Source organism: Amycolatopsis sp. NPDC003731, from assembly GCF_053586895.1.
This window is the reverse complement of the sequence record NZ_JBSFNC010000068.1, coordinates 38,430-46,298: the sequence shown is the minus strand read 5'-3', so window position 1 is coordinate 46,298 and position 7,869 is coordinate 38,430. Positions and strand designations below refer to the sequence as shown.

The window sequence follows — 7,869 nt, the reverse complement described above, 5'->3', positions numbered from 1 at the left end:
GGCAGCCGGGGGAGAACACGCGCAGCGACCCGTACACCGCGGCGGCGCCGAGGGAAAGCAGGCCGAGCGCGATCGCCGCCGGCCGCACGAAGCGGGGCAGGTCGCCGACGGACAACCTCGGGGGCGGCAGCTCGCGCGGCGAGGTGAGCACGCGGTCGTTCAAGGCGGGCAGCAGGCTCAGCGCGGCGACCGTCGACACCAGCACCGCCACCAGGACCGCGGTGGCCAGCGGCACCAGGTTCGCCGATCCGGCGAGCGCCACCGCGGCCAGCGCCGCGGCCACCCCGCTGCCGGAGACGAGGGCGGCGTTGCCCGCCGTGCTCGCGACGATCCGCGCGGCCTGGGACGTGTCGTTCCCGCCGGCCAGTGCTTCGCGCCGCCGGCAGAAGGTGAACAGCATGTGCTGCACCGAAACCGTGATGACGACCAGCAGTGCCGCGTTGCCGGTGAGCGGGGACATCGCGACGGATTCCGAGACCGTGTCGAGCATCGCCGCCGACGCCGCCGTGACCACGCTGGTGAACAGCGCGGACACGAGCAGCAGCAGCCGGGAGAACGGGACGCTCAGCAGCACCGCGACGGGCGCGGCGACCACCGGCCACCAGTTCGCCGCCACGTCGGGGTCGGAGAGCGAGCCGTCGCCCAGCCGGTGCCCGCCGGTGAGGCCCGGCAGCTGGGCCAGGCCCACGAAGACCAGCCAGAGGGCGATGACCGCGCCGGCGTGGCCGGCGGACCAGCAGGAAGCGCGGACGGCCAATGAAGGCTTCACGATCGTCCCCTTCGACCCGACGGGCATGGCGCGTTCGCGGTTTCGGCTGCCCGCGCATGTGTTCGAGTCTAGTGAACCGTGATCATTCGTTCACGGGGGGTGACTCCCGGATCCGCGGTGGTGCTAGGCCGTGTGTGGTGGATCACAGAGCGTGCACCCGCTCTTCGAGCAGGTCCTCCCCGTAGAGGTCGGCCACCCACTGGTCGTGGTAGACGGTGTCGAGGTAGCGGTCGCCGAGATCGGGCGCGATCGCCACGGCCGTGCCGACGTCCTCGTGCTCGGAAAGCCAGCGCAGGGCGCCGCTGACGACGGTTCCGGTGGAGCCGCCGAAGCAGAACCCCTCCCGGGTGAGGGCCCGGCAGGTGCGCACGGTGTCCGCTTCTTCGACGTGCAGGACGTCGTCGACGTACGACGGGTCGAGCAGCGGCGGCCGGATTCCGGTGCCCAGCCCGGGAATCATCCGCCGGGCCGGTGGCGTGCCGAAGGTGACCGAGCCGACCGTGTCGATCGCGACCACCCGGGTGCCGGGCCGGTGCTCGCGCAGGTACCGCGCGCACCCCATCAACGTCCCGGTGGTGCCCGCCCCGATGAAGACGACGCCTGCGTCGGGGAAGGCGGCGGCGATCTGTGGTCCGGTCGTTTCGTAGTGGGCGCGCCAGTTCCCGGCGTTCTCGTACTGGTTGAGCCACACGTGGCCGTGCTCGGCGCACAGCCGCCGCACGAGTTCGATGCGCGCGCCCAGCAGGCCGTGCTCGGGGTGCGGCTCGGTGACGATGCGGACTTCGGCGCCGAGGGTCTCCATCAGCTGCCGGGCCCCGAGCGTGCACCGCGAGTCGGTGACGCACACGAACCGGTAGCCGGAGCTGGCGGCGACCAGGCTCAGCGCCACGCCGAGGTTGCCGGACGAGCTCTCGACGAGCGTCGAGCCGGGCCGCAGGTCGCCGCGGCGCTCGGCCGCGGCGACCATCGACCGGGCCGCCTTGATCTTGATCGACCCGGCGAAGTTGAAGCCTTCGCACTTGAGGTACAGCGGGTGGCCGGCGAACCGGCGGAGGTCGACGAACAGGTCGTCGGTGTTGAAGTCCTGCGGGGCGGTGATGATCGGCACGCGGGGGCTCCCGTCACTTCTTCCCGTACCGGTCGAGTTCGAAGAAGAACTCGGGCACGGTCCGCAGGTCGCCGGCGGTGTGCAGCTGGTCGTAGACGTGCTTGCCGACGGCGAGGTCGAGCACCCCGAGCCCGAACGGCGAGAAGACCAGCGGCCGGTCCTTCGCCAGCGCCACCGTGCCGGTCATGACGTCGTTCAGCGTCCCGGACAGGAACTCCCGGTCCCCGGTCCGCTGCTCGGCCAGGTGCACCGAGGTGTTCGCCTTCAGGCAGTGCTCGACGTCGTCGACGACGTTGGCCGAGGCGAGGATCACCTCCGGCGAGAGGTCGCGCAGCGAGACGTGCAGGACCAGCGGGTTGTGGTCGAACCACGCCGGGTCGTGGACGTGCGGCTCCCCGGCGACCGTGGCGAACACGACCAGGTCGCTGCCGCGGATCAGGTCCTCGGCTGACTCGTGCACGGTCACCGACGCCTGCCCGGCCGCGGTCAGGTAGCCGCGGAACCCCTCGGCGTGCGCGGTGCTCAGGTCGAACACGCCCACGTCGTCGAAGTCCCAGCCCCCGGCGGCCAGGTAGGTGTGGATGTACCGGGCGATCAGGCCGGTGCCGACGATGCCGAGCCGGGCGGGCCGCGCCCGGTCCCGGGTCAGCCAGTCGGCGGCGAGCGCGGCCGACGCGGCGGTGCGGGTGGCGCTGATGATGGAGCTTTCCAGGCAGGCCAGCGGATACCCGGTCCGCCGGTCGTTGAGGACGAGGATCGCCGACGCGCGCGGCAGCCCGCTCGCGACGTTCTCCGGGAAGCTCGAGATCCACTTCAGCCCGTCGACCGCGATGTCGCCGCCGACCGACGCCGGCAGCGCGATGATCCGCGACGACGGCCGGTCCGGGAAGCGCAGGAAGTAGGACGGCGGGTTGACCGTGTCGCCGGCGCCATGCAGGCGGTAGGCGGACTCGATCAGGTCGATGACGAGTTTTTCCTGTCCGCCGAGGACTTCGTGGACCTGCGCCCCGGAGATCACGGCGAACTCCGGGACGGACGTGCTGGTGCTCATGCTGGCAGCCTCCTGAGGCGGTCGGTGATGCGGCGGTCCAGTTCGTCGAGCGTCTCCACGGACGGGCCGATGAGCACGCCGTAGAGGCGGCCGGCGAACGGTTCCCCCGCGGCGGCGACGCCGGCGCCCGCGTTGACCGTGGCGAAGTTGTTGACCAGCAGCCCGCTCCCGGACCCGGCGAACAGCAGGTCGCCGAGCGTCTCGCGCAGCCGCGCGAAGGGCAGGGGAGCGGCCAGGCGCACCGGGTAGTGCCGCGCCATCGCGACGGCGCCCTCGGGCACGAACCGCTCCTGCAGCGGCACCTGGTAGGTCGACATGTTGTTGCGGGCGTTGATCTCCAGCACCGGGAAGATCCCGCCGTCCGGCTCGACCAGCGCGTCGACGCCGACGACACCGTAGTAGCCGTCCCGGGCCAGCCGGGCCCCGAGAACGTCCGCCGCGTGCCGGATCACCGCGTGCTGGGCCCCGTCGAGGCGCGGCGGCATCCGGTGTCCCTTGTGGACGCCGTTCTCGGTGATCGCCTCCTTGACGAAGTCGAACCGCACCGAGCCGTCCCGGCCGACGGTGAACTGGTAGTTCAGGTCGGCGCGCTTGTCGACCCAGGTCTCGGTGACCAGCGCGATCCGGTCGCGGCCCGCCTTCCGCGCGGACCGCTCGATCATCCGCTGCAGGCGCAGCAGCCGCTGCTCGCTGGTGACGACGGCGATGCCCTTCCCCGACACGCCGAACGCCTCCTTCACCACGACCGTGCCGCCCTCGACGAGCACCTTGGCGGCCTCCGGCACGGCGTCGGCCAGCTGCTCGGGCGTGTCGCAGATCCAGCCCGGCGGTTGCCGCAGCCCGAGCTCGTCGGCCAGCTGCCGGCTGTAGACCTTGCTGTTGACGGCCTTGCAGAGCGCGGCCGGCGGCGTGGCCAGCGGAACCCCGGTGCGGGCCGCCAGTTCCTCTTCGACGGCCGACGCGCCGTGCGGCAGCAGGTGCGCGCCGTCGGTGGCCAGCTCGGTGAGCGCCGCGACGAGCGCGGGGTCGGCGAGCGCGTCCTGGCTGACGTTGCGCGCCGGGTCCGGTGCCGCCACGACGTGCACTTCGGGCAGCTCGAAGCCGAGGTCGAGCAGGTAGCGGTGGTAGTCCGGGTCGGGCGCGTGCTTCAGCACGACGTGGTCGCCCTTGCCGCCGAGCAGCAGCGCGAACTCGTCCATGCTGTTGACCACCGCGGTGCTGCCCGCGGCGGACACCCGCGGCAGGCCGAGCTCGTCGGCCGCCCACAGCTCCTCGACCTCGAAGTTGCCGAGGAAGACCAGCGGGTGCTCGGCCGAGCCGAGCGCGGCGGTCTTCAACCGCGCGATGAAGTTCGGGCTATCGGAGTCCACTGTGGACCTTCCCCTCAGACGACCAGGCCGCCGTCGATCTCGAATACGCTTCCGGTGATGTAGGCGGCGCGGTCCGACGCCAGGTAGGCCACCAGGTCGGCGACCTCGCCCGCGGTGCCGAACCGGCCCAGCGGGATGGCCGCGCGCAGCTTCTCGCGCGCCTTGTCCGTCATCTGCGCGGTCATGTCGGTCTCGATCAGGCCCGGCGCGACCGCGTTGACCCGGATGCCGAACCGGCCGACCTCCTTGGCCAGTGCCTTGGCGAAGCCGATCACGCCGCTCTTCGACGCCGAGTAGTTGACCTGCGTCGGGTTGCCGTACACCCCGGACACCGAGGACAGCGTGATCACGCTGCCCCGGCGCTGCTTGAGCATGAGGAACACGGCCGGCTGGCAGACGTTGTAGACGCCGTCGAGGTTGGTCCGCAGCACGTCGGTCCAGCGGTCCTCGGTCATCGTCACGAACGCGCCGTCGCGGGTGATGCCCGCCGACGTCACCACGGTGTCCGGGACGCCGAGGTCGGCGGCCGTGGCGGCCACCCACTCACCGGCCGCCTCCCGGTCGGTGACGTCGACCCGCGTGGCGACCGCCCGCCGCCCGAGGCCGTGCACCTCCTTGGCGAGCACGTCGGCGGACTGCTCGTCCGAGCGGTAGCAGAACGCGATGTCGTGGCCGCTTCCGGCCAGGCTCAGCACGACCGCGCGGCCGATGCCCCGCGACCCGCCGCTGACCAGCGCGACCTTGCCCGCGCTCATCGGACCGGCTCGCCGAGCCGCAGCAGCGTGCACGCCACCGCACCGTCGTCGTCGCAGGTGGTGACGACCGTGTGGTCGGCGCCCGCCCGCTCGGCGGATTCCGCGACGCTGAGGACCGCGGCGAGCTGGAACATCGCGCTCGCCGACGCCGTGTCGCCCAGGAGGTCCGCCGACGGCACCCGGTCGACGGCCGCGTCCCCGAACAGGGCCCGCAGCGCCGTGGTCTCGACCGGTTCGCCGCGCTGGTCGGTGAAGCCGCTGCCGGTCGCGGCCCACACCTGCTCGGGCGCGACCCCGGCCGAGGCCAGCAGCGCGCGCACGGCGACGGTGACCGTCCCGGCGAGATCGCCGTCCAGGCACACCCGGGACTCGAACCCCTCCAGGGTGCCCAGCACCCGGCGGCCGGGCGGCCGCAGGTCCGCGGGCTCGAGGAGGAACATCGCGCAGCCCTCGCCGATGACCACCGGGTCGTCCCCGCCGCGGCGGTGGTGCTCGACCCAGGCGCGGGCGGGGGAGTACTCCTCGGCGGCGCCGCAGAGCACCCGGGTCGCCCGGCCGGTCCGCAGCAGCCGCCGCGCGTAGTTCAGCGCGTGCGGGCCGGTGGTCCGGCCCGCGGCGATCGTCGCGTTCGGGCCCTTGAGCCCGTGCCAGATCGCGGCCTGCCCGGCGGCGCAGTTCATCACGCAGCCGGGGACCGCGGCCGGTTCGACGTGGTCGGGCTTGTCGCCGGTGAGCGACGCGCGGGTCAGGTCCATCATGCTCTGCAAGCTGCCGGTCGTGGTGCCCAGCACGAACCCGATGTCGTCGCGCTCGTCGCCCGGCTCGACGCCGATGTCGGCGAGCAGGTGCTTCGCCGCGGCGACGGCCAGGCCGCTGACCCGGTTCATCGCCCGGGTGCCCTTCGTGCCGAGGTACTCCCGCGGCTCGAAGCCCGGGACGGTGGCCGCCGTTCCCGCCGGTCCCCGCGCCCAGCGTTGTTCATCTATTGTGGACACCGGGGACGTCCGGGTGCGGACGCCGTCGGCGAAGGCCGCGCGGTCGTGGCCGAACGGCGAGATCGCCGTCCACGCCGAGATGACCGGGGCGGCCGGAGAGCTCGTGCTCATGCGACCGCCTCCCGCGGGCCGTCGTAGCGGCCGATCAGCACGACCGAGTTGTTGCCGCCGAAGGCCCAGCCGTTGTTCTGCACGATCCGCAGGTCCGCCTCGACCGCCACGTTGGGCACGCAGTCGACGGCGCACTCGGGGTCGGTCTCGACGTGGTTGATCGTCGGTGGGATGAACCCTTCGGTGATGGCGACCGAGCAGCCGATCGCGGCCAGTGCGCTCGCCGCGCCCATCGAGTGGCCGAGCATCGACTTCATCGAGACCACGCGCGGGGTGTCGTCGCCGAACAGCTCGCGGATCGCCGCGGCCTCGGTCTTGTCGTTGGCGTGGGTACCCGTGCCGTGCGCGGAGATCAGGTCGACCTCCGCGGGCTTGACGCCGGCGTTCGCCAGGGCCAGCTCCATGCAGCGGGCGATGCCGCCCTGGTGCGGGGCCACCGGGTGGTGGGCGTCGCAGGACAGGCCGTACCCGAGCACTTCGCCGTAGATGCGGGCGCCGCGCGCGGTCGCCGACTCCAGGCTCTCCAGCATCAGGATGCCGGCGCCCTCGCCGGTCAGGATGCCCAGCCGGTTCTTGTCGAACGGGCGGCAGTAGTCCGGGGCGATGCTGCGCAGCCGGTAGAAGGAGGTGAACGTCTTGCGGCAGACGGCGTCCGCGCCACCGCACAACGCGAAGTCGGCTTCCCCGAGCCGGATCGCGTCGAACGAGTGGCCGATCGCGTAGTTGCCGGCCGAGCAGGCGGTCGCGATGCTGCCGACCTCCACATTGGACAGCCGCAGCTCGTGCGCGATCGAGGTGGCGAGCCGGCCGGCCGACGTGCGCCGGGCCAGCCGCGGGCTCATCGCCTCCGGACCGGCCGCGATCTCCAGCGAGACCATGCTGTCGAGCTCGTGCGACTCGCCGTCGGTCGTGCCGATCGACAGCAGGCAGCGCGCCTCGCGCAGCACGTCGAGGTCGATGCCGGAGTCCGCCACGGCCAGCCGGGCCGCGGCGGTGGAGAACCGGCTGGCGCGGCCGAGCGACTCGATGTCGACGTTTTCGATCCAGCGTTCGGGTTCGAAGCCGATGACCTCGCAGCCGTTGTTGTGCTCGAAGCCGGTCGTGTCGAAGACGCTGATCGGCCGGACGTTGCTGCGCCCGGCGCGCAGGGCCGCCGTGAACTCGGCGATGCCCGTGCCCAGGCTGGAAACCACCCCGCAGCCGGTGATCACCACCCGCCTGCCGGGTGCGGTGGAGTGCTCGCTCATCGGATTTCCCTTACCAGCCGGCGGATTCCGCGACGACCTCGTAGGCGCTGTCCAGGTCGACCATCCGGCGGAACTGCGCCTGGTCGATCGTGACGCCGAACTGCTTCTCCAGCGCGGCGAGGACGTCCATCAGCGTGAGCGAGTCGGCTTCGTGGTCCTCGATGAAGTTGCTCGTCTCGGAAAGTTCGCCGTCCTCGAGCTCGAGGTGCTCGCGGACGATCGCGCGGATCTGTTCCCTGCGCTCGGACACTGCCGCTGTCATGACCACTCCTGTACCGGTTTTCGGACGAACTTCGGCCTGGCCGGAAACTAGCCAGCGCAGATGACGGCCCTCTGACCGACCGCTGACGAAGGACGGCGTCGGCAAACCGTCAGCCGTCCGTCATCCGGGTGCGCCACGATCATGGCCGTCGATCACGGAAGGAGAGTGGATGAGCCCGGACCGTGTCCGTGACAGCGAAAC

Annotated in this window: 8 protein-coding genes; all 8 read right to left on the bottom strand. The window is 72.1% G+C overall.

All coding sequences use genetic code 11. The features are described 5' to 3' along the window. Positions 1 to 769 (bottom strand): MMPL family transporter (locus ACWDN5_RS26110; RefSeq protein WP_449678110.1); only part of this gene is annotated, 769 nt, incomplete at its 3' end. Positions 770 to 911: 142 nt separating this feature from the next. Next, positions 912 to 1,877, bottom strand: coding sequence for a 2,3-diaminopropionate biosynthesis protein SbnA (gene sbnA, locus ACWDN5_RS26105; RefSeq protein WP_310969879.1), 966 nt, complete (start codon positions 1,875 to 1,877; stop codon positions 912 to 914). A 13-nt stretch (positions 1,878 to 1,890) separates the two neighbouring features. Continuing rightward, positions 1,891 to 2,928, bottom strand: a complete 1,038-nt coding sequence (gene sbnB, locus ACWDN5_RS26100) for a 2,3-diaminopropionate biosynthesis protein SbnB (RefSeq protein WP_449678109.1) — start codon at positions 2,926 to 2,928, stop codon at positions 1,891 to 1,893. Continuing rightward, complete coding sequence (locus tag ACWDN5_RS26095; RefSeq protein ID WP_449678108.1) at positions 2,925 to 4,298, bottom strand: preATP grasp domain-containing protein; 1,374 nt, start codon at positions 4,296 to 4,298, stop codon at positions 2,925 to 2,927. The genes sbnB and ACWDN5_RS26095 overlap by 4 nt, the downstream gene beginning before the upstream one ends. Before the next feature lie 14 nt (positions 4,299 to 4,312). Next, positions 4,313 to 5,053, bottom strand: coding sequence for a 3-oxoacyl-ACP reductase FabG (gene fabG, locus ACWDN5_RS26090; RefSeq protein WP_449678107.1), 741 nt, complete (start codon positions 5,051 to 5,053; stop codon positions 4,313 to 4,315). Then, positions 5,050 to 6,159: a beta-ketoacyl synthase N-terminal-like domain-containing protein gene (locus ACWDN5_RS26085; protein WP_449678106.1), complete on the bottom strand. Its 1,110-nt coding sequence runs from the start codon at positions 6,157 to 6,159 to the stop codon at positions 5,050 to 5,052. The genes fabG and ACWDN5_RS26085 overlap by 4 nt, the downstream gene beginning before the upstream one ends. Further along, complete coding sequence (locus ACWDN5_RS26080) at positions 6,156 to 7,406, bottom strand: beta-ketoacyl-[acyl-carrier-protein] synthase family protein (RefSeq protein WP_310969884.1); 1,251 nt, start codon at positions 7,404 to 7,406, stop codon at positions 6,156 to 6,158. The genes ACWDN5_RS26085 and ACWDN5_RS26080 overlap by 4 nt, the downstream gene beginning before the upstream one ends. 10 nt (positions 7,407 to 7,416) lie before the next feature. Then, positions 7,417 to 7,668 (bottom strand): acyl carrier protein, encoded by a 252-nt coding sequence (locus ACWDN5_RS26075; protein WP_244210629.1) that lies wholly within the window; start codon positions 7,666 to 7,668, stop codon positions 7,417 to 7,419. Positions 7,669 to 7,869 lie beyond the last annotated feature (201 nt).

Coding starts and splice junctions, on each gene's coding strand:
- fabG (WP_449678107.1), bottom strand. CDS start 5,053: ATGAGCGCGGGCAAGGTCGCGCTGGTCAGCGGCGGGTCGCGGGGCATC.
- ACWDN5_RS26075 (WP_244210629.1), bottom strand. CDS start 7,668: ATGACAGCGGCAGTGTCCGAGCGCAGGGAACAGATCCGCGCGATCGTC.
- sbnB (WP_449678109.1), bottom strand. CDS start 2,928: ATGAGCACCAGCACGTCCGTCCCGGAGTTCGCCGTGATCTCCGGGGCG.
- ACWDN5_RS26080 (WP_310969884.1), bottom strand. CDS start 7,406: ATGAGCGAGCACTCCACCGCACCCGGCAGGCGGGTGGTGATCACCGGC.
- ACWDN5_RS26085 (WP_449678106.1), bottom strand. CDS start 6,159: ATGAGCACGAGCTCTCCGGCCGCCCCGGTCATCTCGGCGTGGACGGCG.